Annotated in this window: 23 protein-coding genes; 12 read left to right on the plus strand and 11 right to left on the minus strand. The window is 71.5% G+C overall.

Features of this window, described 5'->3' with window-relative positions; translation table 11 throughout:
* Window positions 1-36: 36 nt before the first annotated feature.
* From paaB to paaE, 4 genes are read left to right on the plus strand one after another with little or no spacing between them, the layout of a single operon-like run.
* Window positions 37-321 carry a 1,2-phenylacetyl-CoA epoxidase subunit PaaB gene (gene paaB / locus C2L58_RS01885; protein WP_034284443.1) on the plus strand — a complete coding sequence of 95 codons (285 nt, stop codon included), beginning with the start codon at window positions 37-39 and terminating at the stop codon, window positions 319-321.
* Window positions 318-1,175 carry a 1,2-phenylacetyl-CoA epoxidase subunit PaaC gene (gene paaC, locus C2L58_RS01890; protein ID WP_103335276.1) on the plus strand — a complete coding sequence of 286 codons (858 nt, stop codon included), beginning with the start codon at window positions 318-320 and terminating at the stop codon, window positions 1,173-1,175. Before paaB ends, paaC begins: the two co-directional genes overlap by 4 nt.
* Window positions 1,169-1,657 carry a 1,2-phenylacetyl-CoA epoxidase subunit PaaD gene (gene paaD / locus C2L58_RS01895; protein WP_103335277.1) on the plus strand — a complete coding sequence of 163 codons (489 nt, stop codon included), beginning with the start codon at window positions 1,169-1,171 and terminating at the stop codon, window positions 1,655-1,657. Before paaC ends, paaD begins: the two co-directional genes overlap by 7 nt.
* A 1-nt stretch (window position 1,658) precedes the next feature.
* A complete protein-coding gene (gene paaE, locus C2L58_RS01900; RefSeq protein ID WP_103335279.1) occupies window positions 1,659-2,711 on the plus strand; it encodes a 1,2-phenylacetyl-CoA epoxidase subunit PaaE in 1,053 nt (350 codons plus the stop codon).
* 2 nt (window positions 2,712-2,713) lie between these two features.
* Here the strand turns inward: paaE and C2L58_RS01905 are convergent, their stop codons facing one another.
* From C2L58_RS01905 to ccrA, 4 genes are all read right to left on the minus strand, one after another.
* On the minus strand, window positions 2,714-3,838 hold the full coding sequence (locus tag C2L58_RS01905) for an adenylate/guanylate cyclase domain-containing protein (RefSeq protein ID WP_103335281.1): 1,125 nt from the start codon (window positions 3,836-3,838) through the stop codon (window positions 2,714-2,716).
* Between the two features lies 1 nt (window position 3,839).
* A complete protein-coding gene (locus C2L58_RS01910) occupies window positions 3,840-4,292 on the minus strand; it encodes a universal stress protein (protein WP_103335282.1) in 453 nt (150 codons plus the stop codon).
* Window positions 4,293-4,385: 93 nt separating this feature from the next.
* Window positions 4,386-5,594, minus strand: a complete 1,209-nt coding sequence (locus C2L58_RS01915; RefSeq protein WP_103335284.1) for a chromosome segregation protein — start codon at window positions 5,592-5,594, stop codon at window positions 4,386-4,388.
* 184 nt (window positions 5,595-5,778) lie between these two features.
* Window positions 5,779-7,119 carry a crotonyl-CoA carboxylase/reductase gene (gene ccrA, locus C2L58_RS01920; RefSeq protein WP_103335286.1) on the minus strand — a complete coding sequence of 447 codons (1,341 nt, stop codon included), beginning with the start codon at window positions 7,117-7,119 and terminating at the stop codon, window positions 5,779-5,781.
* 199 nt (window positions 7,120-7,318) lie between these two features.
* Here ccrA and C2L58_RS01925 point away from each other — a divergent pair, with 199 nt between their 5' ends.
* Window positions 7,319-7,687 (plus strand): SPW repeat domain-containing protein, encoded by a 369-nt coding sequence (locus tag C2L58_RS01925; protein WP_103335287.1) that lies wholly within the window; start codon window positions 7,319-7,321, stop codon window positions 7,685-7,687.
* Window positions 7,688-7,706: 19 nt separating this feature from the next.
* Window positions 7,707-8,279, plus strand: a complete 573-nt coding sequence (locus C2L58_RS01930; RefSeq protein WP_103335289.1) for a TetR/AcrR family transcriptional regulator — start codon at window positions 7,707-7,709, stop codon at window positions 8,277-8,279.
* Between the two features lie 106 nt (window positions 8,280-8,385).
* Here C2L58_RS01930 and mce read toward each other — a convergent pair whose 3' ends face one another.
* On the minus strand, window positions 8,386-8,841 hold the full coding sequence (gene mce, locus C2L58_RS01935) for a methylmalonyl-CoA epimerase (RefSeq protein ID WP_103335290.1): 456 nt from the start codon (window positions 8,839-8,841) through the stop codon (window positions 8,386-8,388).
* 137 nt (window positions 8,842-8,978) lie between these two features.
* Here mce and C2L58_RS01940 point away from each other — a divergent pair, with 137 nt between their 5' ends.
* Window positions 8,979-10,166, plus strand: a complete 1,188-nt coding sequence (locus C2L58_RS01940) for an acetyl-CoA C-acetyltransferase (RefSeq protein WP_103335292.1) — start codon at window positions 8,979-8,981, stop codon at window positions 10,164-10,166.
* Complete coding sequence (meaB, locus tag C2L58_RS01945; protein ID WP_103335293.1) at window positions 10,167-11,132, plus strand: methylmalonyl Co-A mutase-associated GTPase MeaB; 966 nt, start codon at window positions 10,167-10,169, stop codon at window positions 11,130-11,132. It abuts the gene before it with no gap.
* Here meaB and C2L58_RS01950 read toward each other — a convergent pair.
* Window positions 11,113-11,793: a TetR/AcrR family transcriptional regulator gene (locus tag C2L58_RS01950; RefSeq protein WP_103335295.1), complete on the minus strand. Its 681-nt coding sequence runs from the start codon at window positions 11,791-11,793 to the stop codon at window positions 11,113-11,115. The genes meaB and C2L58_RS01950 overlap by 20 nt on opposite strands.
* 91 nt (window positions 11,794-11,884) lie before the next feature.
* Here C2L58_RS01950 and C2L58_RS01955 point away from each other — a divergent pair, with 91 nt between their 5' ends.
* Both C2L58_RS01955 and C2L58_RS01960 read left to right on the plus strand, forming a co-directional pair.
* The gene (locus tag C2L58_RS01955; protein ID WP_233225512.1) at window positions 11,885-13,360 is read left to right on the plus strand and encodes an MFS transporter; all 1,476 of its coding nucleotides are present in this window, start codon (window positions 11,885-11,887) and stop codon (window positions 13,358-13,360) included.
* Between the two features lie 356 nt (window positions 13,361-13,716).
* Complete coding sequence (locus C2L58_RS01960; protein ID WP_103335298.1) at window positions 13,717-14,442, plus strand: peptidylprolyl isomerase; 726 nt, start codon at window positions 13,717-13,719, stop codon at window positions 14,440-14,442.
* A 285-nt stretch (window positions 14,443-14,727) separates the two neighbouring features.
* Here C2L58_RS01960 and pdxR read toward each other — a convergent pair whose 3' ends face one another.
* On the minus strand, window positions 14,728-16,110 hold the full coding sequence (gene pdxR / locus C2L58_RS01965) for a MocR-like pyridoxine biosynthesis transcription factor PdxR (protein ID WP_103335300.1): 1,383 nt from the start codon (window positions 16,108-16,110) through the stop codon (window positions 14,728-14,730).
* Window positions 16,111-16,156: 46 nt separating this feature from the next.
* Here pdxR and C2L58_RS01970 point away from each other — a divergent pair, with 46 nt between their 5' ends.
* A complete protein-coding gene (locus C2L58_RS01970) occupies window positions 16,157-16,618 on the plus strand; it encodes a carboxymuconolactone decarboxylase family protein (protein ID WP_199191055.1) in 462 nt (153 codons plus the stop codon).
* Window positions 16,615-17,352 carry an isocitrate lyase/PEP mutase family protein gene (locus C2L58_RS01975; protein WP_103335303.1) on the plus strand — a complete coding sequence of 246 codons (738 nt, stop codon included), beginning with the start codon at window positions 16,615-16,617 and terminating at the stop codon, window positions 17,350-17,352. Before C2L58_RS01970 ends, C2L58_RS01975 begins: the two co-directional genes overlap by 4 nt.
* A 66-nt stretch (window positions 17,353-17,418) precedes the next feature.
* Here the strand turns inward: C2L58_RS01975 and C2L58_RS01980 are convergent, their stop codons facing one another.
* The 4 genes from C2L58_RS01980 to C2L58_RS01995 form a co-directional block, all read right to left on the minus strand.
* A complete protein-coding gene (locus C2L58_RS01980) occupies window positions 17,419-19,026 on the minus strand; it encodes a solute symporter family protein (RefSeq protein ID WP_103335304.1) in 1,608 nt (535 codons plus the stop codon).
* Window positions 19,023-19,382, minus strand: coding sequence for a DUF485 domain-containing protein (locus C2L58_RS01985; protein ID WP_103335306.1), 360 nt, complete (start codon window positions 19,380-19,382; stop codon window positions 19,023-19,025). Before C2L58_RS01985 ends, C2L58_RS01980 begins: the two co-directional genes overlap by 4 nt.
* Before the next feature lie 73 nt (window positions 19,383-19,455).
* A complete protein-coding gene (locus C2L58_RS01990; RefSeq protein ID WP_103335308.1) occupies window positions 19,456-21,180 on the minus strand; it encodes a sodium/solute symporter in 1,725 nt (574 codons plus the stop codon).
* A complete protein-coding gene (locus tag C2L58_RS01995) occupies window positions 21,180-21,527 on the minus strand; it encodes a hypothetical protein (RefSeq protein WP_103335309.1) in 348 nt (115 codons plus the stop codon). Before C2L58_RS01995 ends, C2L58_RS01990 begins: the two co-directional genes overlap by 1 nt.
* Window positions 21,528-21,534 lie beyond the last annotated feature (7 nt).

Below are 21,534 nucleotides of genomic sequence, written 5' to 3' on the forward strand. Positions count from 1 at the left end.
GTCCCCCTGGAAGGCGTCCCCGCGGCTCCGGGCCCGATCAAGCACGACTGGCCGCTGTACGAGGTGTTCGTCCGCGGCAAGCGCGGCCTGAACCACGTGCACGTCGGGTCGCTGCACGCGGCCGACGACCGGATGGCCCTGCACCACGCCCGCGACCTCTACACGCGCCGCAACGAAGGCGTGTCGATCTGGGTCGTGCGCGCGGCGGACATCACGGCGTCGTCGCCGGACGAGAAGGACCCGTTCTTCGCGCCCAGCGGCGACAAGGTCTACCGGCACCCGACGTTCTACGACATCCCCGAGGATGTGCCGCACATATGAGTTTCGACAACGTGTACGAGGCCATCACCGAGGAGAACGACGCCCGCTGGGCGTTCGGCACCGGCTTCGAAGACCCATTGTCCGGAGTGGACACTTCGGTGCCGTCCGGGGTGGACGCCGCGCAATTGGCCGCGTATTGCCTGATGCTGGGCGACGACGCGCTGATCTTCTCCCACCGGCTCCAGGAGTGGTGCACCAACGCGCCCGAGCTGGAGGACGAGGTCGCGATCGCCAACATCGCCCTGGACCTGCTGGGCCAGGCGCGGCTGCTGCTCGCCCGCGCGGGCAAGGCGGACGGCTCTTCGCGCACCGAGGATTCTTTCGCGTTCTCGCGCGTCGAAAACGAGTTCCGCAACGTCCGGCTCGCGGAGCTGGGCGGCGGGCACTTCGGCCACCTGATCGCGCGCCTGTTCGTGTTCTCGACGTGGCGGCTGGCGCTGTTCCAGCGGCTCGAGTCCTCGGTGGACCCGGTGCTGGCGGCGATCGCGGACAAGGGCGTCAAGGAGCTGGCCTACCACCGCGACTACGCGGCGCAGTGGCTGGTCCGCCTCGGCGACGGGACGCCGTTGTCGCACTCGCGGATGCAGGAGGGGCTGGACGAGGTCTGGCCGTACGTCGGGGAGCTGTTCCGCACGCACCCGCTCGAGCTGGTGGACGCGGCTTCGCTGCGGGCCGAGTTCGATGCGGTGCTGGACCAGGTCCTCGCGGCTTCGACGCTGTCCCGGCCGTCGTCCGGCGAGCTCGCCGGCGTTTCCGGCCGGACCGGCCGCGACGGCGTCCACACCGAGCAGATGGGGTTCCTGCTGGCGGAGCTGCAAAGCGTGGCCCGGGCGATGCCGGACGCTCGATGGTGACCGCCGCGGCCGTGGCCGCCACGGTCACCGACCCCGAGCTCCCGATGCTGACCCTGGCGGACCTGGGCGTGCTGCGCTCGGTGTCCGAAGCCGAAGGGCGCGTGGTCGTCGCGATCACGCCGACGTACACGGGCTGCCCGGCGATGGACACCATGCGCGACGACCTGGAGCACGCGCTGGTTTCGGCGGGCTTCGCGGACGTCGAGATCCGGACGCAGCTGTCGCCGGCCTGGACGTCGGATTGGATTTCGCCGTCGGGACGGGAGAAGCTGGCCGCGGCCGGGATCGCCCCGCCGGGCGCGGCCCCGCGGCGATCGGGCCCGATCCCGCTGACGCTGTCGGCGCCGGTGTCGCGCGTCCTTTGCCCGCACTGTGGTTCCGCGGACACCGAAGAGCAGTCCCGGTTCGGCGCGACGGCGTGCAAGGCACTGCGGCGCTGCCGCGCGTGCCTGGAGCCGTTCGAGCACGTCAAGGAGATCTGAAGTGGCGCGGTTCAACGAGCTGACGGTGGCCGGGGTCGAGCGGCTGTGCGACGACGCGGTCGCGGTGACGTTCGACGTGCCTTCGTCGCTGGCGTCCGAGTACGCGTTCAAGCCCGGCCAGTCGCTGACGTTGCGGCGCTCGATCGACGGGCGCGACGAGCGCCGGTCGTATTCGATCTGCGCCCCGGCGGGCGCGGCCCCGCGAGTGGGCGTCCGCCTGGTCCCGGACGGCTATTTCTCGTCGTGGCTGGTGAACGAAGTCCGCCCGGGCGACACGATCGAGGTGGCCCCGCCTTCCGGTTCGTTCACGCCGGACCTGTCCGCGGGCGGCCACCACGTCCTGATCGCGGCGGGCTCGGGCATCACGCCGGTGCTGTCGATCGTCTCGTCGCTGCTGGCCACCCCGGACGCCACGGTGACGGTCCTGTACGGAAACCGCCGCACGGACACGGTGATGTTCGCGGACGAGCTGGCGGACCTGAAGGACCGTGCGCCGTCGCGGCTTGAGCTGATCCACGTGCTGTCGCGCGAGCCGCGCGAGGCGGAGCTGTTCACCGGCCGCCTGGACGTCCCGAAGCTGCGCACGCTGTTCTCCACGTTGGTGCCGGTGGTTTCGGTGGACCACTGGTGGCTGTGCGGCCCGTTCGAAATGGTGTCGGGGGCGCAGGAGCTGCTGGCGTCGCAGGGCGTGCCGCGCGAGCGCATCCACCAGGAGCTGTTCTACGTGGACACCCCGCCGGCCCCGGTGGAACACCTGGACCCGGCGGTGGCGGGGGAGTCGTCCGAGGTATCGGTGGTCCTGGACGGCCGGGCGACACCGATGACGTTGCCGCGCTCGTCGTCGGTGCTCGACGGGGCCCAGAAGTTCCGCCCGGACCTGCCGTTCGCCTGCAAGGGCGGGGTGTGCGGGACGTGCCGCGCGCGCGTGACGGAGGGAAAGGTGGACCTGCGGCGGAACTTCGCACTGGAGGAGGCCGAGGTGGCGGCGGGATTCGTGCTGACGTGCCAGTCGTACCCGGTCTCGGAGACGTTGACGGTGGACTTCGACGCCTGAACTCAGAGCTTGCGACGTCGCCGGCGGCGGGGCCTCGGCTCCGGGATCTCCGTCACCTGGTCCTCCGGCGGCGTGCCGCGTTCCTCCGGCGTCACCAGGCCCAGCATCTCCGCCGCCAGTTGCTGTGAACTCGCGAACATCCCGGTCGGGGTCTCCTTCGCCCGGCGCAGCGCTGACGGGCGGAGGCGGTTGTAGCCGCGGACCGTCACCGGCCTGCGGGCGCGCAGCTCGTACGCCTTTTCGTCCGCCAGCTCAGCCGCCAGTTCGCGGTCGACCAGGATTGTGCCCGGGCGGGCCACCGAGGTCAGGCGGGCCGCCAGGTTGACCACCGAGCCGTACACGTCGCCGAACCGCGACAAGATCCGGCCCGAGGCCATGCCGGCGCGGACCGCCGGCAACGTCTCGTCCGCCGAGGTGCGCTCGGTCAGCGTCAAGGCGATCTCCGCCGCGTCGACCGGGGCGTCCGCCACGAACAGGACCTCGTCGCCGATCATCTTCACCACGCGGCCGTGGTGCTCGGCGATCACCTCGGTCGCCAGGGTCTCGAACGCGTCGAGGACGCGGCTGAGCTCGTCCTCGCCGATCTGGCGGGTCAGCCGCGTGTAGCCCACCATGTCGACGAACCCGACCACCTCGGTGCGGGTCTCCACGTTGTCGCCCGCGGCCGCGAACGCGCGTCCCGCGTACGCCGCCAGGTGGCGGCGCCAGACGAAGTTCTGCACCCGCTCCAGCTCCGGCAGCAACCGGTCGACCAGGCGGGTCACCTGGCGTTCGCTGCGGCCCAGCTCCGGCTGCTGCCGGATCAGCTCCCAGAGCATGTCGACCTGCCACTCGGCCAGCCGCGACAGGTGCTGGCCGAGCGCGCGCGTCACCGAGACCTCGATGCTCGGGTCGATCAGCCCCGACTGGACCAGCTGATCGGCGGTGCGCATCGCCTCGACGTCGGCGTCGGTGAAGACGACCTCGTCGTCGCGCACGGTCGCGAACCCCAGCGCGCGCCAGAGCCGGCGTGACCGCTCGTCGGGCACGCCGGCCTTCTCCGCCACTTCGAGCCGGGTGTACTTGCGCCGGCCGCCGAGCAGGACGCGTTCGAGCCGCTGCTGGAGTTCCTCGCTCGGATCGGTCACGTCAGGTCGTGTGGACGATGAGCACGTCCACGCCGGACTTGCGGGCCACCTCGGACGGCACCGAGCCCAGGATCCGGCCGGCGATCGTGTTCAGCCCGCGGTTGCCGACCACCAGCAGGTCGGCCTCGCGCTCGTGCACGACCTTGCGCAGCGAGTCGACCGGGTCGCCCTTCACGGCGATCGTGTCGATCTTCTCCGCACCCGCGCGCGTCGCCCGGTCCCGCGCCGACTGCAGGGTGTCCTCGGCCGGCGCCGAGCCGACGACCTGGTACGCCTCCTCGCCGAGGACGTCCTGGGCCTTGTCGACGTCGGACTTGCTCGCCGGGTAGTACGCACACGCGATGACGAGCGTGGCGCCCGCGTCGCCGGCCACCGCCGCCGCGCGGTCCACCGCCGCGAACGAGGACTCCGAGCCGTCCGTGCCCACCACCACGGTCCGATATGCCGCACCCATGCGCAAAACCTCCAGGTGATCCCGCGTGAGCAGGGACGATAGCCGGTCGGTACCGGCCGTGCAGGGTCGTCCGCGCCCGTGTCGGGTGGAAGGTTACTCGCCAGTCGCTTTCTGCGCTCCGCTTGCCCGCGGAGCCGGCTTCGCCACCGGTTTGGGGGTGGGTTTCGGGGCCGGCTTGGCTGTGGGCTTGGCCCCGGGCTTCGGCTTCGGCACGTCGGAGACGCGGATCCGGATCGTCTCCTCGGCGTCGGTGACCCGGACCGTCTGCTCGGTCTCGTCCACGGGGTCCGGTTTTTCGTCCGGCACCAGGTCGGCCTTGACGTCGGCGGGCACCTTCACGTCGTCGCCGAGGACGGTGTGCGCCTCGGCCAGCACGGCCCGCGCCGCGCGCACCTGCTCGGCCAGCCCGCCGCGCACCTTCCGCAGCGCGTCGACCCGCTCGTTCGCCTGGGTGATCCGCCGGTTCGATTCCTCCGTGGCCGACGTCACGCGGCGCCGCGCCTCGTCGGCGGCCTCCGCGAGCCGGGCGTTGGCCTCGGTGATCGAGTCCTGGCGGCGCTTGTTCGCCTCCGCGACCGACTCCCGCTGGCGGCGGTCGAGGTCCGCCTTCGCGGCCTTCTCCTCTTCGAGGACCTTCGCGCGGATGTCGGCGGCGTCCTGCGTGGCCTCCTGGACGCGCCGCGCGGCCTCGGCCTTGCTCGCCGCCTCCTGCTCGGCCAGCACCCGCATCGCCTCGGTGCGGCGCGCGGCCATCGCGATCTCGAAGTCCTCTTCGACCTTGGTACGGCGGTCCGAGGACTCGGTGTCGAGCCGCTTGCGCTCCGCCTCGGCCTCGTCGGTGATCTTCTTGGCCTCGGCGCGGGCGTCCTCGAGCACCTTGCGGTGCTCCGCCTCCATCTCCTTGCGCCGCAGGTCGAGCTCGGTGAGCAGCTGCTCGTAGCGGGCCCGCATGGCGCTCGCGTCCGTCTCGGCCTTCGCCCGGATGTGCCCGGCCTCGGCTTCGGCGCGGGCGCGGGTGTCGGCGGATTCGTCCTGCGCCAGGCGCAACATGCGCTGCAGCCGTTCGGACAGGCCTTCGACGCTCGTCGGCGGCTGGGCGAGCCGGTCGACCTGCCCGCGCAGGTCCGCGATCTCACCGCGCGCGATCTCCAGCTGGCGGGCGAGGTCGCCCGCCTGCGCGATGGCGGCGTCCCGATCCGCGGTGAGCATCTTCAGATCGGCGTCCAGCCGTTCGAGGTGCTCGTCGACCTGTGCTCGGCTGTACCCGCGCTTCGCCACGTCGAAGCCGGCTCCCAGCGGCACAAGCTCCCGTTCATCGCCAAGGCTCATGGGGCCTACCGTAGCCGGAGCCGGGTCACGGAAGGGTGAGCACCCGGGCGGTGCGCCGAACGCGTCGTCTGCCGCGCCGGAAGGAACCGCCGGAATCGGGCGGTTTTCCGGGGGTTCCCGACGCCGGGAGCGGTCCCGCTCCCGGCGTGGCCGTGGCTCAGGCGCCGCGGAACGCGTTGATGCCCTCGAGGTGCTTCGCGCGCTTCTCTTCGTCGCGGACGCCGAGGCCTTCCTGCGGAGCGAGCGCGAGCACGCCGACCTTGCCCTGGTGGGCATTGCGGTGCACGTCCAGCGCGGCCTGCCCGGTTTCCTCGAGCGCGTAGGTCTTCGACAGCGTCGGGTGGATCAGCCCCTTCGCGATCAGCCGGTTCGCTTCCCACGACTCGCGGTAGTTGGCGAAGTGGGAGCCGATGATCCGCTTCAGGTTCATCCACAGGTAGCGGTTGTCGTACTGGTGCATGTACCCCGACGTCGAAGCGCACGTGACGATCGTGCCGCCCTTGCGCGCGGCGTAGACGGACGCGCCGAAGGTCTCCCGGCCCGGGTGCTCGAAGACGATGTCCGGGTCCTCGCCGCCGGTCAGCTCGCGGATCCGCGCCCCGAAGCGCTGCCACTCCTTCGGGTCCTGCTCGGCGTCGTTCTTCCAGAACTTGTAGCCCTCGGCGCTGCGGTCGATGATCAGCTCGGCGCCGAGCTTGCGGCAGATCGCCGCCTTCTCGGGGCTGGACACGACGCACACGGGGATGGCGCCGCCGTTCAGCGCGTACTGCGTCGCGTAGGAGCCGAGGCCGCCCGAAGCGCCCCAGATCAGGACGACGTCACCCTGCTTCATGTCCGCGCCGTTGCGCGAGACGAGCTGGCGGTAGGCGGTCGAGTTGACCAGGCCGGGGGAAGCGGCCTCTTCCCAGGTCAGGTGGTCCGGCTTCGGCATCAGCTGGTTGGCCTTGACCAGGGCGATCTCGGCGAGGCCGCCGAAGTTGGTCTCGAAGCCCCAGATCCGCTGCTCGGTGTCGAGCATGGTGTCGTTGTGCCCGTCCGGGCTCTCCAGCTCGACGTTCAGGCAGTGCGCGACGACCTGGTCGCCCGGCTTCCAGTTGTGCACGCCGACGCCGGTCCGCAGCACGACGCCGGACAGGTCCGAGCCGACGACGTGGTACGGCAGGTCGTGCCGCTTGGCCAGCGGCGAGAGCTTCCCGTACTTCTTCAGGAACTTGAACGTCGGGATCGGTTCGAAGATCGACGTCCACACGGTGTTGTAGTTGATGGCGCTCGCCATCACCGCGACCAGCGCTTCGCCGGGGCCGAGTTCCGGCACCGGGACGTCGTCGACGTGCAGGGACTTGCGGGGGTCCTTGTCCCGGCTCTCGAGGCCTTCGAACATGTCGACCTCGTCGGCGTGCACGGTCACCCCGCGGTAGCTCTCGGGGACGGGCAACGAGCCGACCGCGCCGAACTCGCCGGTCAGGATGGCCTGCTGGATCTCGCCGAGCTGCGTCATCGGTTCCTCCGCGGAGATGGGGGGCGTTGGCGGCAGAAATTACTCGCCGGTAACACGCGACCACAACTGTACGAGACGGACAGCACGATTACACGCCGAACCGTGCCGGCCCAGTCTTGACCGGCCGGCCAGTCAAGCGGATCATCGACGGCGGGTACACCCACCCGACCAGCAGTTTCACCGACGGAGGTGAGCACGAATGAGTGAAGTCTCTACGCGCGCGTGGACCCGGCCCCATGACTGGGCCGAGGTCGTCATCGGGGTGGTCGCCGCTCTTTCACCCCTTTGGCTGAGCACGGACACGACCGCGATGTGGACGATGGTCGTCCTGGGCGCGCTGATCGCACTCGACGGCCTGGTTTCGCTGGCGATGCCGGGCATGGTCTACGGCGAAGGCATCCAGATCGCGCTCGGCGTGCTGCTGTTCATCGCGCCGTGGGTGATGGGGTACACGGAGTTCAACGGCGCATCCTGGACGTCCTGGATCGCCGGGGTGCTGACGGTCATCGCCGGCGCGGCAGCGATGCCGGTCGCGAACGCCGCACACCGCATGGCCGGGCAGCACTGACGACGCGGGAGGCACGGGAATGACCGAGGATTCGGCGAAGGAGCGCATCCTCTGCGCCGCCGAGGCGCTCTTCGCCGAGTCCGGCTTCGACGCCACCCCGACCTCGCGCATAGCGGAGCAGGCCGGGGTCCCGAAGGGCCTGGTGCACTACTACTTCCGCCACAAGGCCGACCTGCTCACGGCGCTCGTCGCCCGGTTGCCCGACGAGCGCATCGAGCCGGCGGTGGTGGTGGTCCCGGGCGACCTGGCGGGCAGCCTGCGGCGTCTGGTCCGCGAACTGGACCACCGGTTCAGCAGGTCCCTGGGGTTGTCGCACCTGTTGTGGCGCGAGGCCGACACGCACCACGTGGTCCGCGACGCGTTGCACGAGCGCTTCCAGGTCCTGGTCCGCCAGGTCCGAGCGGTGATCGTGGCGGCAACGGGCGGCGGGTTGCCGCCGGCTGACGTGGATCGGGCCTCGGGCTTGCTGGCCCGCGCGGTCAGCCACCGCCACGCCACGGCCCGCCATTCCGAAGACGACCTGCCGGCGGAGTTCGACGGCGAGCTGACCTTCATCGCCGACGCCCTGGCGTCCAAGGCCGCGCCTGCGTAGCCGGGTTGGCGTGTGCGGCTGCGTGCCCTCACCGGCGTTTTGGCCGCGCGCCCGTTTCTTGTCACGGGCGCGCGGCTTTCGTGCCGATCCGTTGCGCGGGAACGAGTCAGTGCGCCGTCGCGTCCTTCGCCGGCTCCACCAGCTCCACCAGCACGCCGCCCGCGTCCTTCGGGTGGACGAAGTTGACCCGGCTGTCGGAAGTGCCCCTCTTCGCCTCTTCGTACAGCATGCGCAGGCCCTTTTCGCGCAGGGCCGCGGCCGCGGCGTCCACATCGGACACGCGGTAGGCCAGCTGCTGCAGCCCCGGGCCGCTCTTCGCCAGGAACTTGCCGATCGCCGAGTCTTCGCGCAGCGGGGCCAGCAGCTGGATCTGCGTCTCCGTGCCGGCCGTGCCCGGAGCGCGGAGCATCGCCTCGCGGACCCCCTGCTCCTCGTTCACCTCCTCGTGCGCGACCTCCAAGCCGAAGTGCGCGCGGTGGAACTCGATGGCCGCGTCCAGGTCCGGGACCGCGATGCCGACGTGGTCGATGGCCGTCACGAACGGCCGCAGGGCGTCATTCATGGAGGCAGGATAGGGGGCCGGAGCCTGGCGTCCGGCCAGAATCGTCGCGTGCCCCGGCTCACACTGGCTCCATCAAGAAGGCCTGCTCCCGGGTATGGTCGGCAAAACTGCCCATGCGCCGATGCTTGGAGGACGCCGTGTCCGGTTCCGTGATCCTGGGTGCCGCCCGTACGCCGATCGGGCGCCTGCTGGGCTCCCTCAAGGACTTCACGGGTGCCCAGCTGGGCGGGGTCGCGATCAAGGCGGCCCTCGAACGCGCCGGGGTCGCCCCGGAGGCGGTGCAGTACACGATCATGGGCCAGGTGCTCACCGCCGGCGCCGGCCAGATCCCGGCCCGCCAGGCCGCGGTCGCCGCGGGCATCCCGATGAGCGTGCCCGCGCTGACGATCAACAAGGTCTGCCTCTCCGGCCTCGACGCCATCGCGCTCGCCGACCAGCTCATCCGCGCCGGCGAGTTCGACCTCGTCGTCGCCGGCGGCCAGGAGTCGATGACCCAGGCGCCGCACCTGCTGCCCAAGTCGCGCTCCGGCTTCAAGTACGGCGACACCACCCTCGTCGACCACATGGCGTACGACGGGCTCTTCTGCGCCTTCGACCAGGTCGCCATGGGCGCCTCGACGGAGAAGTACAACTCCCGCTACGGCCTCACCCGCGAGCAGCAGGACGAATTCTCCGCTCGCTCCCACCAGCGCGCCGCCGAGGCGATCAAGAACGGCTACTTCGCCGACGAGATCGCGCCGGTCGCCATCCCGCAGCGCAAGGGCGACCCGGTCGTCTTCGACACCGACGAGGGCGTCCGCGCCGACACCACCGCCGAAGGCCTCGCCAAGCTGCGCCCCGCCTTCGCTTCCGACGGCACCATCACCGCGGGCTCGGCCTCGCAGATCTCCGACGGCGCCGCCGCGGTCATCGTGGCCAGCAAGGCGAAGGCCGAGGAACTCGGCCTCACGCCGCTCGCCGAGATCGGCGCGCACGGTGTCGTCGCCGGGCCCGACGCGAGCCTCCACGAGCAGCCGTCGAACGCCATCCTCGCCGCGCTGGCGAAGGCGAACCTGACCGCCGACGCGCTCGACCTCGTCGAGATCAACGAAGCCTTCGCCGCGGTCGGGCTCGTCTCCACCGAGAAGCTCGGCCTCGACCCGGAGAAGGTCAACGTCAACGGCGGCGCGATCGCCCTCGGCCACCCGATCGGCGCCTCCGGTGCCCGGCTCGCCGTGCACCTGATCCACGAGCTGCGCCGCCGCGGCGGCGGGCTCGGCGCGGCCGCGCTGTGCGGTGGCGGCGGCCAGGGCGACGCCCTGCTGCTGCGGGTGCCGTCCGCGTAAGTGGCCGGCCCACTCGACCTCGACGACCTCGTCGGCCGCGCGCGGGACGGACAGCCCCGTGCCGTCGCGCGGCTGCTGTCGCTCGTCGAGGACGCCCACCCCCGCGTCGCGGAGATCGCGCGTGCGCTGACCCCGCACACCGGCCGGGCCCGGGTCGTCGGGCTCACCGGACCACCCGGTGTCGGCAAGTCGACTTCGACCTCGGCGCTGCTCACCGCCTTGCGCGCGGAGGGCAAGCGGGTCGGGGTCCTCGCCATCGACCCGTCTTCGCCGTTTTCGGGCGGGGCGCTGCTCGGCGACCGGATCCGGATGACCGAGCACGCCACCGACCCCGGCGTGTTCATCCGCTCGATGGCCACGCGCGGGCACCTCGGCGGGCTCTCGTGGGCGACCCCGCAGGCGGTGCGCGTGCTGGACGCGGCCGGCTTCGACGTCGTGCTGATCGAGACCGTCGGCGTCGGACAGTCCGAAGTGGACGTCGTGAAGCTGGCCGACACCACGGTGGTGCTGCTCGCCCCGGGCATGGGCGACGGCATCCAGGCCGCGAAGGCCGGCGTGCTCGAGATCGCCGACGTCTTCGTCGTCAACAAGGCGGACCGCGAAGGCGCCGACGCCACGGTGCACGACCTCAAGCAGATGATTTCGCTGGCACGACGGGAGATCCGGGGACCGAGCTGGCGTCAGCCGATCGTGCGGACCGTCGCGGCGAAGGGCGAGGGTGTCGACGAGGTCGTGCAAGCGCTGGCCGCGCACCACGACTGGCTCGTCGAGCACGACGAGCTGGCCCGGCGCCGGGTGGCCAGGGCACGCGACGAGGTGGAGGCCATTGCGCTCCGGCGGTTGCGGGCCGAGCTCGTGGACCTGCGCGGCGGGGGACGGCTCGCCGGCGTCGCGGAGCGGGTCGTGGCGCGGGAGCTCGATCCGTTCGCCGCCGCCGACGAGCTGATCACGGACTTGCGAAGCTAGTGCCGACCTTCGGCGGCGCGCTTCGTTCGCCGGCCGAGTAGTAGGCGAGGAACATGTCCACGCCACGGCTGATGAGGTCGTGGGTGCGCTCCTCTCCGAGCTGTTCGCCGTAGGCGGCGTGGGTGGAGTGGGGGTAGAGGACGAGGGCGTAGAGCTGGATCAACGCCAGCTCGATGTCGGGGATGGCGAGCTCGCCGGCCTCGATGCGCTTGCGGAACTCCGTGGTCAGGATGGCGGACGTCAGGTCGGGGCCGTTGGCTTTCCACGCCTGGCCGAGCTCGGGGAACCGCTGCGCTTCACTCGCGACGAGCGCGCGCAGCGCTAGCACCTGGGGCTGCGCCATCCCGGCCACCCACCCTCGCGCCGTCCGCACGAGGATCTCCCGGATGTCCTCGGATTCGGCCAGGCTCTTTTCGAGAGCCGACGTCGACTGCTGGAGTGCCTCCTTGAGGGCGTCGTGGATGACCGCGTGGAACAACTCGTTCTTGCTGCCGAAGTGGTTGTAGATCGTCACCTTCGAAACGTCGGCCCGCTGCGCGATGACGTCGATCCCGGCTTCGAAGCCGCGAGCGAGGAAGACCTCGCGGGCGGCCTCCACGATCGCCCGGCGCTTGAGGTCGGCGCGCTCGCCGGTGGGCGGGCGCCGTCGCGAGTCCGTCATACCCGAAGCATACCGAGCGCCTGAACTGGGCAGTCCAGTTCACCTGAACTGAACTGTTGAGTTCATATGAACTGAAGCGTACAGTTCAGCAGTGTCCAGCCGTGACGACCGGGAGGCACTCATGCTGTTCGAACCGGAGCTGGCCTCCGTGAAACCCGCGGTGGAGCGCCACGGCCGCTGCGGCGCGCTGCTGGCGTTGCTGGCGTTCGCGATGCTGATCGTTTCCCTCGACCAGTACATCGTCGTGGTCGCGTTGCCCGAGATCGGCCGGGACCTGGGGTACTCGGCCCAGACCCTGCAGGCGGTGATCAGCACGTACGCGATCGCCTCCAGCGGGTTCCTGCTGTTCGGCGGGCGGGCCGCGGACCTGCTCGGCCGGCGCCGGATGCTGGTGGCCGGACTGGCGCTCTACGCTGTCGCTTCGGTGATCGGGGGACTGGCCACCGCGCCGCTGTGGCAGCTCGCCGGCCGCGCGCTTCAGGGCCTGGGCGGCGCGTTGGTCTTTCCCAGCACCCTGGCCATCATCAACACGACCTTCGCCGAGGGGCGCGACCGCAATCGCGCGCTGAGCGTGTGGGGCGGAGCCGGGGCCGCCGGCCTGGTCATCGGGGTGCTGCTCGGTGGCGTGCTCACGCAGGGTTTCGGGTGGCGGGCGGTGTTCTTCGTCAACGTTCCGCTGGCCGGTTTCGCGATCGTGCCGGCGTTCGCGCTCATCGCCGCCGACCGGCGGCGTGCGGTGAGCCGGCGGTTCGACCTGGCCGGCACGCTCAGCGTCACCGGCGCGGTGACCTTGCTGGCGTTCGCGCTGGTCCGTGGGCCGGATGCGGGCTGGGGTTCGCCCGGGATCGTGGCCGCCCTGGCCGTGGGGACCGTGCTGCTCGGGTCCTTCGCGGTGATCGAGCGGCGCAGCGCGGACCCGCTGCTGCCCCGCGGCCTGCTGCGCAACCCGAGCCTCGTGCTGGCCTTGGTGGTCGCGTTCATGTTCACGGCCACCTTCGGATCGCTGCTGTACTTCCTGTCCATCCACTTCCAGGACGTGTGGGGCTACGACGCCCTGACCACCGGGCTCGGGTTCCTGCTGCCGACCGCGGTGGTGGTCACCGGCTCGGTGCTGGCCGGCTCCGTCGTGACCCGGATCGGGGTGCGGCGCACCCTGCTCGGCGCGCTCGCCACCGGCGCCGTGGGCACGTGCTTGCTCGGGCTCGCGCTCACGCCGGACGGCTCGTACGCCTGGCTGGTGCCCGGCCTGATCGCGGTCAGCATCGGCGACGGGATGGTCTTCACGGCCATGTACATCGCCGCGGCGACGGGGGTGCCCGGCCACCGGCAGGGTGTCGCCTCGGGGATCGTCACCACCGGTTCCGGCGTGGGTGCGGCGGCCGGGCTCGCGGTGCTCGTCCTCATCGCCAACACCACCGCCAACACCACCGCCGGCGCTCACGGGCTGGACGACGAGGCGTTGCGGATCGCGACCGGCGCGGGGATCCGGGTGGCGGTGTTCGCCATCGCCGCGGGAATCGTGCTCACCTTCCTGATCGCCCTGACGTCTTTCCGGCGCGGCTCTTGACCGGTCGCGGCCGGGGCGCTCCCTCGCCGCTTTCCGTTGCCGCGGCTCGATGAACGCGCCGTCAGGCGTCCTCCGGCCGCGCCCCGGTGCGGCACGCAAGAACCCGAGCAGTGCCTGCACGAGCTGTCGGATGCCTGCTGTGCCAACGGTTCTTCTCATGTCTGACCCCTTCGCCGGGCGGCGCTTTGCCGCGTGCTGACCATCGTGCGCCGGGGGTCCGACAATTTCCGGGGTGAGAGCCCCGAGGTTCACCCGATGGACTGACAGGGGCGACTTTCGCGGGTTCTGGCTGTCGGTGCCGGGCCCTAGACTGCGGGGCGCTCCGGAACCGGGCGATCACTGGGAGGGCGTGCAGGATGAAGAGGACACTTCTCACCGCGCTGGCGGCGGGCGCGTTGTTCGTGGCCGGGAACGGCGTCGCCGCGGCGGCCGACGCGCCACCGCCGAAGACGACCCACGGGCCCTGCCAGTACACCGAAACCCCGGACGAACCGCCCGCGCGGCCGGTGCCGCTGCCGCCCGATCCGCGGCACACGCCGAGCCACGGCAAGGTCGACGTCGCCATCCCGACCAGCCAGGGCGCGCTGCCGCTGCGGCTGGACCGCGCGAAGGCGCCGTGCACCGTGCAGAGCTTCCTGCACCTGGCGCGGCACCGGTTCTACGACCACACGGTGTGCCACCGGCTCACCGCGTACCCGACGTTGAAGGTGCTGCAGTGCGGCGACCCGACCGCGACCGGCGAGGGCGGGCCGGGCTACAAGTACAAGGACGAGCTGCCGGTGGACCTGCCGCCGGCGCCGACCGACCCGACCGGCGCCCGGCGCGTCTACGCGCGCGGCCTGCTCGCGATGGCCAACGCGGGGCCGGATACGAATGGTTCGCAGTTCTTCGTCGTGTACGGCGATTCCGCGCTGCGGCCGAACTACACGGTGTTCGGCACGGTCGGTGCGGAGGGGCTGAGGACGCTCGACAAGGTCGCGGCGGGCGGGATCCAGCCGACCGCGGAGGACCCGGCGCCGGTCGACGGCACGCCGGTGCTGCGCACGGAACTGCTGCGGGTCCGGCCGGACTGCTGGTTCTGACGGTGGTCGCGGGCCGCTCCGGTGGGGCGGCCCGCGGGCATCTCGGGTGCTTGGTGAGGTATCGCGCGTGATCGGGCGGGCTTCATGCGTGATCGAGGGGGCATCACGTGTGATTGGAGGGGCATCACCCGTGATTGGGAGGTCGACTCACGTGATTGGAGGGTCGACTCGCGTATCTGGAGGGTCGGTTCGCGTGCCTGGAGGGTCGGTTCGTGTATCTGGAGGGTCGGTTCGCGTGCCTGGATGGACGACTCGCGTGGTGGAGGGTGGGAGTCGAGGGGTGGGTTAGGGGGTTGTTTCGGCTAGGGCCTCTACCAGGTTTTGGGTTGCGCCGGTGAAGGCGTGCTTCGGGGTGGCCGCGTAGCCGACGATGAGGCCGCCGGGGGCGTTGGGGGTCATCCAGTGGCCGGCCAGGCCCTCGATGCCGATCGCACGGCGGCGGCAGGCCGCCAGGGCCGTGGCCTCCGAGGGGCCGTCCGGCGGGAGCATCAGCAGCAGGTGCAGGCCCGCCGCGATGCCGTGCGGGCGCACGGAATCCGGCAGCGCGGCCAAGAGGCGGGTGCGGCGGGAGCGGTACTCGGCGCGGCTGCGGCGGATGTGCCGGTCGTAGGCCCCCGAGTCGATCAGCTCGGCCAGCACCAGCTGGTTCAGCACCGCCGGGCGCGAGCCGCTGTCGGCCATCGCCGCGCGGACCGGCTCCACCAGCGAGCGCGGGAGCACCAGCCACGCGAGCCGGAGGGCCGGGGCGAGCGTCTTGCTGGCCGTTCCCGCGTACACCACCCGCTCCGGCGCGAGCGCCTGCAACGCCCCGACCTGCTGGCGGTCGAAGCGGAACTCGCCGTCGTAGTCGTCCTCGAGCACGAACGCCCCCGATTCGCTCGCCCAGCGCGCGAGCGCCGCCCGGCGTGGCGGGGCCAGCGTGACGCCGGTGGGGTACTGGTGCGCCGGGGTCACGACCACCGCCGGACTGTCCAAAGCGGACACGTCGATGCCGTGCCCGTCGACGTCCACGCCGACGATCCGCGGGCCCTGCGCCGCCGCGATCGACCGGTACATCGCCATCGACGGGTTCTCGAACGCCAGTTCGCCGACGCCCAGGCCGGAAAGCGCCCGGGACACCACCGCGACGGCGTGCGAAAACCCGTGGCACACCACGATCCGCGCCGGGTCGGCGACCACCCCGCGGGCCCGGGCCAGGTAGCCGGCCAGGGTGTCGCGCAGCTCGGGTGCGCCCAGCTCCGACTCGTAGCCGAACGCCGACGCCGGGGTCCGCAGCAGGGCCCGGCGGGTCGCGGTGAGCCACGCCTGCCGGGGGAACGCCGTCAGGTCCGGGCGGCCCGGCCGCAGGTCCCAGCGCGGCGCCGGGTCGCGCGGGACCGGCCGCGGCGCGGACTGGGGCAGCGAACCCGCCGTCGCCACCCGGGTCGGCGCACCCTGCGCCGTGCGCAGGTACCCCTCCGCGGCGAGATCGGCGTACACGCGCGTGACCGTCCCGCGGGCGACGCCGAGGTCGTGGGCCAGCGCGCGGGTCGAGGGCACCGCCGCGCCCGCCTGCCACCGGCCGTCCCGGATGGCCGCGCGGATCGCCGTCGCGAGCCCGCCGCGGCCCGTCGAAGGCTGCCAGCCGAGGTGGACGTCGAGCCCGGAACTGGACCACGATTCCGTCATGTGACTGGACCATACCCGTGGACCAGTTGGCACTAGCGTGGACGGCATGACCAAGCGAATCGGGCTCGGGGGCGCTCCCGAGCTTTACCAGGCGATGGCGAACCTGCAGGCCGAGGTGAACAAGGCCGGCGCCAACGCGGGGCTCGACCCCAAGCTGCTGGAACTGGTGAAGACCCGCGCCTCGCAGATCAACGGCTGCGCGTACTGCCTCGACATGCACTCCCGCGACGCGCTCGAGCTGGGCGAGTCGCCGCGGCGGCTGTTCGTGCTCGACGGCTGGCGCGAGACCGACCTGTTCACCGAGCAGGAGCAGGCCGCCCTCGCCCTCACCGAGGCGATGACCAAGCTGTCCGCGACGCAGACCGTCCCCGACGACGTCTACGAGCGGGCGGTGCGGGTGTTCACCGAGGAGCAGTACCAGGCCGTCGCCTGGGAGATCATCGCCATCAACAGCTGGAACCGGATGACCATCACCAGCCACACGCCGCTGCCGAAGCGGGACGCGTGACCGCCGCCGCGCTCAAGGCGCTGCACGTCCCCGGCAAGCCGCTGGTGCTGCCGAACGTCTGGGACGCCGACACGGCGAAGCTCGTCGAGGCCGCCGGGTTCCCCGCCATCGCGACCAGTTCGGTCGCCGTGGCGGCCGCGCTGGGGTTCGCCGACGGCGAGCAGGCACCCGCGGCCGAGATGTTCGCGGCCGCCGCGCGGATCGCGAAGGCGGTCGGTGTCCCGGTCACGGTCGACGCCGAGTCGGGCTACGGCCTGTCCGGCGCCGAACTGGCGGGCCGGCTGCTCGACGCCGGGGCCGTCGGCTGCAACTTCGAGGACACCGACCACGCGACCGGCGACGTCCGGCCGGTCGGCGAGCAGGCGGCCCGGATCGCCGCCCTGCGCGAGGCGGCGGGCGACGGCCTGGTGATCAACGCCCGGGTCGACTCCTTCCGCGGCGTGGACCCGGAAGAAGCGCTCGAAGCGGGCGTCGCCCGGGCGAAGGCCTACCTCGAAGCGGGCGCCGACTGCGTCTACCCGATCCACCTGCGCACGCCGGAGCTGATCGCGGAGTTCGTGCGGGAGACCGCCGGTGCGGTCAACACGGCCGCCTGGCCGGGCGGCCCCGGCCTCGAAAACCTCGCCGAACTGGGGGTGGCGAGGATTTCGCTGGGCGGCGGGCTGTGGCAGTACCTGCGGAAGCAGTTCGAGACGGTCGTGAAAGGCGTTGCGCAGGGCAAGCTGCCGTACTGAGCATGGCCGAAGGCCGCCGCGAGGGGATCGGGAACACCCTCGCGACGGCCTTCGGGGTCGGTGGAGCTAGTGCGCCACGGCCTTTTCGGCGCCCGCACCGGTGAGGGAGCGGACCTCCATCTCGGCGTACTTCTTCTCGTCGTGCTCCTTGGACAGCACCGTGCCCAGCCAGCCCAGGAAGAACGCGGCCGGGATCGAGACGAGCCCGGGGTTGCTCAGCGGGAACCAGGCGAAGTCGACGCTCTTAATCATCGACGTGCTCTTGCCGGACACGGCCGGCGAGAAGACGATCAGCACGATCGTGATGGCCAGGCCACCGTAGATCGACCACAGCGCGCCCTGGGTGTTGAACCGCTTCCAGAACAGCGAGTAGAGGATCGTCGGCAGGTTCGCCGACGCCGCGACCGCGAAGGCCAGCGCCACCAGGAAGGCGACGTTCTGCCCGTTGGCCAGGATGCCGCCGCCGATGGCGAGGGCGCCGATCACCACCGCGGTGATCCGGGCGACCCGGACCTCCGAGCCGGGCGAGGGCTTGCCCCGCTTGACGACGTTCGCGTAGACGTCGTGGGCGAAGGACGCCGACGCCGTGATCGTCAGGCCCGCGACCACCGCGAGGATCGTCGCGAAGGCGACCGCGGAGATCAGGCCCAGCAGCACCGGCCCGCCCAGTTCGAGCGCGAGCAGCGGGGCCGCGGAGTTGACCCCGCCCGGCGCCTTCTTGATCGTGTCCGGCCCGACCAGCGCACCGGCGCCGTAGCCCAGGACCAGCGTGAACAGGTAGAACACGCCGATCAGGACGATCGCCCAGACCACCGAACGGCGCGCGTCGCGCGCGGTCGGCACGGTGTAGAAGCGCATCAGGACGTGCGGCAGGCCCGCGGTGCCCAGCACCAGTGCGATGCCGAGGGAGAGGAAGTCCAGCTTGGACGTCCCGGTGGCGCCGTACTGCTTGCCCGGGCCGAGCAACGTCTGCCCGGCCTTGCCCGCTTTGTCGACCGCGGCCTGCAGCAGCTGGGAGAAGTTGAAGCCGTACTTGCCGAGCACCCAGAGCGTGATCACGAGCGCGCCGACGATGAGCAGCGCGGCCTTGATGATCTGCACCCAGGTGGTGCCCTTCATACCGCCGATCAGCACGTAGGCGATCATGATCACGCCGACCACGGCGATCACCAGTGCCTGCGCGCCCTTGCCTTCGACGCCGAGCAGCAGCGCGACGAGACCGCCCGCGCCCGCCATCTGCGCGAGCAGGTAGAAGAACGACACGATCAGCGTCGACGTCGCGGCCGCGGCCCGCACCGGGCGCTGCTTCATCCGGAACGCGAGGACGTCGCCCATGGTGAACTTGCCGGTGTTGCGCAGCAGTTCCGCGACCAGCAGCAGGGCGACGAGCCACGCCACCAGGAAGCCGATGGAGTAGAGGAACCCGTCGTAGCCGTTGATGGCGATCGCGCCGGCGATGCCGAGGAACGACGCCGCCGACAGGTAGTCACCCGAGATGGCGATGCCGTTCTGCGGGCCGGTGAACGCGCGGCCGGCGGCGTAGTAGTCCGACGCCGTCTTCGTGTTGCGGCTGGCCCGGAACACGATCACCAGGGTGATGAGCACGAAGGCGGCGAAGATGATGATGTTGAGGAGCGGGTTGCTGCCTTCCACACCCGCGGCGATGTTCGTCATGCCTGCTCCTTCGCGGATTCGCCTTCGATGTCCTCACGGATCTTCTCGGCGACCGGGTCCAGCTTCCGGTTCGCGTACCGGACGTAGAGCCCGGTGATCACGAACGTCGAGACGAACTGCAGCAGGCCGAAGATCAGGCCGACGTTGATGTTGCCGAACACCTTCGTGCTCATGAAGTCGTGCGCGTAGTCCGCGAGGAGCACGTAGAGCAGGTACCAGAGGAGGAACACCGCCGTCATCGGGAAGACGAACCGGCGCAGGCGGCTGCGCAGCTCGCGGAACTCGGTGCTTTCGTGCGCTCGTTCCCAGATGGTCTCGGACGTGTCCGGGGGCCCGCCGGTGTTCGTCGTGCTCATCGCTGCTGCTCCCTGCGACGCTGCGGAAAGTGACGTGCGACACCGTAGGGACGTGTGAGTCTCGTGTGAAGATTCAGCGGTTCAACAGCCGGGCCAGACGACGAACGGTTGACGAACGGTCGCGCGGTCCCGTCGAACGGGGTTCGTCCAGGTGCAGGCGCAGCATGGCCGCCGTCGACCAGCCGGGGGGCCGGCCCCGCAGCGAGACCAGCGCCATTGCGCCGAACGCCAACGGTACCGACCAGGGTGCCGGTTGCTGGACCAGGATCGCCACCCAGCCGTGCAACGGCGGCCCGGCGAGGGCGAACAGGATCGAGCCGGACGACGCCACCAGCCCGGTCAGCACGCCGGCGATCCCGCCGGTCGCGGTCAGCCGCGGCCACCAGATGCCGAGCACGAGCAGCGGGCAGAAGGTCGACGCGGCCACCGTGAAGCCCCAGGTGACCAGGACGCCCGCGTCGAGCTCGGCCGAGCGCAGCGCCAGCAGCACCATCACCCCGGCGACGCCGAACACGGCGATCCGCAGCCGCCGCAGCCCGCCGGGGACGAGGTCGTGCGCGAGCGCGCCGGACATCACCAGCAGCAGGCCGAGTGACGTCGCCAGGAACGCGGCGAACGCGCCCGCGGTGAGCAGCGCGGTGAACAGCCCGCCCGCCCAGCCACTGTCCACTTGGGACGGCAGGGCGACGACCACGGTGTCGGTCGCGCCCGAGAGGTACAGCCCGGGGACGAGCACCCGGCCGAGCACGCCGTAAACGCCGGGGAAGAGGTAGAAGACACCGAGCAGCGCGACGGTGATCGCGGCGGTGCGGCGCGCGGCGCGGCCGTCCGGGCTGGTGTGGAAGCGCATCAGGACGTGGGGGAGGCCCATCGTGCCCAGCATGGTCGCGATGAGCACGGCACAGGTGCCCAGCAGCGGGTAGCCCTGGTCGCCGAGGTCGAGCAGCGGGCGCCGCCAGTCGGGGCCGCCCAGCTCGGCGCCGCCGCGGACCGCCGGGACGGCCGCGCCGGTGCCGAACACGACCTCGTCCTGGCTGTGCGCGGTGAACTCGCCCGGTGGCAGGACTTCGACGACGCCGTTGCGGCGGACCGGGGTCGGTTCGCGGATTTCCATGGTGACGTCGACTTCGAAGCGCACCGGCGTCTCGCGGGCGAAGTGGGTGAACTCGACGGGGTTGAGCGCGTCGGTCCGGTTGACCGCGCCGGCCTGCAGCACCAGCCAGATCGCCGGGATGAGGAACAGCAGCAGCTTCAGGACGAACTGGAACGCCTGCACGTACGTCGCCGCGCGCATGCCGCCCAGTGCCAGGGTGACGCTGACCGCGGCGCCGGCCAGCACCACGCCGACCCAGTACGGGGTGCCGCCGACCGCGGCGAGCACCAGCCCGGCGGTGCGGAACTGCGGGACGACGTAGATCGTGCCGATCACCAGGACGACCACGGCGGCCAGGCGGCGCAGCGCGGGGGAGTTGAGCCGGGCTTCGGCGAAGTCGGGGACGGTCAGCGCGCCCGAGCGCCGCATCGGGGCGGCGACGAGCACGAGCATCGCGATGTAGCCGGCGGTGAAGCCGACCGGGTACCAGAGTGCGCCGATGCCGTCCTTGACGACGAGCCCGGCGATGCCGAGGAAGGAGGCCGCGCTCAGGTACTCGCCCGAAACGGCGGCCGAGTTCACCAGCGGCGAGATCCGGCGGGACGCGACGAGGAAGTCCGACGTCGTGCGCATGGCGGCGACCCCGCGGACGCCGATCAGCAGCGTCACGAGCACGACCGGTGCTACGGCGAGCGCGACGCCCACTACTCGTCCTCGAGGCGCTCGGCGCGGCGCAGCTGCCAGCGGGCCAGCAGCGCCATCACCGGGTAGGGGAAGACCGCGAGCAGCAGCCAGGACAGCGGAATGCCCAGCAGCCGCACGGTGTCCAGGGCCGGGAAGATCGCGAAGACGCCGGGGAGGCCGAGCAGCAGCGCGAACATGAGGACCAGCGCGGGGATGCCGCGACGGCGCTGGGCGGTGTAGAGGGTGGTGGCGCGCTGGGTGTCGCCCGCGGGGAGCCGGGGCTGGCGCCAGCGGCCGCGCGACCGGCGGCGCGCGTGGGCGAGGCGGGTCTGCGGGCTGGTGACGGCGACCCGCCGGATCTTGCTCATCGCGGGC

Source organism: Amycolatopsis sp. CA-126428 (assembly GCF_002904335.1).
Lineage (GTDB): Bacteria > Actinomycetota > Actinomycetes > Mycobacteriales > Pseudonocardiaceae > Amycolatopsis.

Coding starts and splice junctions, on each gene's coding strand:
- paaC (WP_103335276.1), top strand. CDS start 318: ATGAGTTTCGACAACGTGTACGAGGCCATCACCGAGGAGAACGACGCC.
- paaD (WP_103335277.1), top strand. CDS start 1,169: ATGGTGACCGCCGCGGCCGTGGCCGCCACGGTCACCGACCCCGAGCTC.
- C2L58_RS01910 (WP_103335282.1), bottom strand. CDS start 4,292: ATGGGTGCGGCATATCGGACCGTGGTGGTGGGCACGGACGGCTCGGAG.
- ccrA (WP_103335286.1), bottom strand. CDS start 7,119: ATGACGCAGCTCGGCGAGATCCAGCAGGCCATCCTGACCGGCGAGTTC.
- C2L58_RS01925 (WP_103335287.1), top strand. CDS start 7,319: ATGAGTGAAGTCTCTACGCGCGCGTGGACCCGGCCCCATGACTGGGCC.
- C2L58_RS01930 (WP_103335289.1), top strand. CDS start 7,707: ATGACCGAGGATTCGGCGAAGGAGCGCATCCTCTGCGCCGCCGAGGCG.
- mce (WP_103335290.1), bottom strand. CDS start 8,841: ATGAATGACGCCCTGCGGCCGTTCGTGACGGCCATCGACCACGTCGGC.
- C2L58_RS01950 (WP_103335295.1), bottom strand. CDS start 11,793: ATGACGGACTCGCGACGGCGCCCGCCCACCGGCGAGCGCGCCGACCTC.
- C2L58_RS01960 (WP_103335298.1), top strand. CDS start 13,717: ATGAAGAGGACACTTCTCACCGCGCTGGCGGCGGGCGCGTTGTTCGTG.
- pdxR (WP_103335300.1), bottom strand. CDS start 16,110: ATGACGGAATCGTGGTCCAGTTCCGGGCTCGACGTCCACCTCGGCTGG.
- C2L58_RS01970 (WP_199191055.1), top strand. CDS start 16,157: ATGACCAAGCGAATCGGGCTCGGGGGCGCTCCCGAGCTTTACCAGGCG.
- C2L58_RS01980 (WP_103335304.1), bottom strand. CDS start 19,026: ATGACGAACATCGCCGCGGGTGTGGAAGGCAGCAACCCGCTCCTCAAC.
- C2L58_RS01985 (WP_103335306.1), bottom strand. CDS start 19,382: ATGAGCACGACGAACACCGGCGGGCCCCCGGACACGTCCGAGACCATC.
- C2L58_RS01995 (WP_103335309.1), bottom strand. CDS start 21,527: ATGAGCAAGATCCGGCGGGTCGCCGTCACCAGCCCGCAGACCCGCCTC.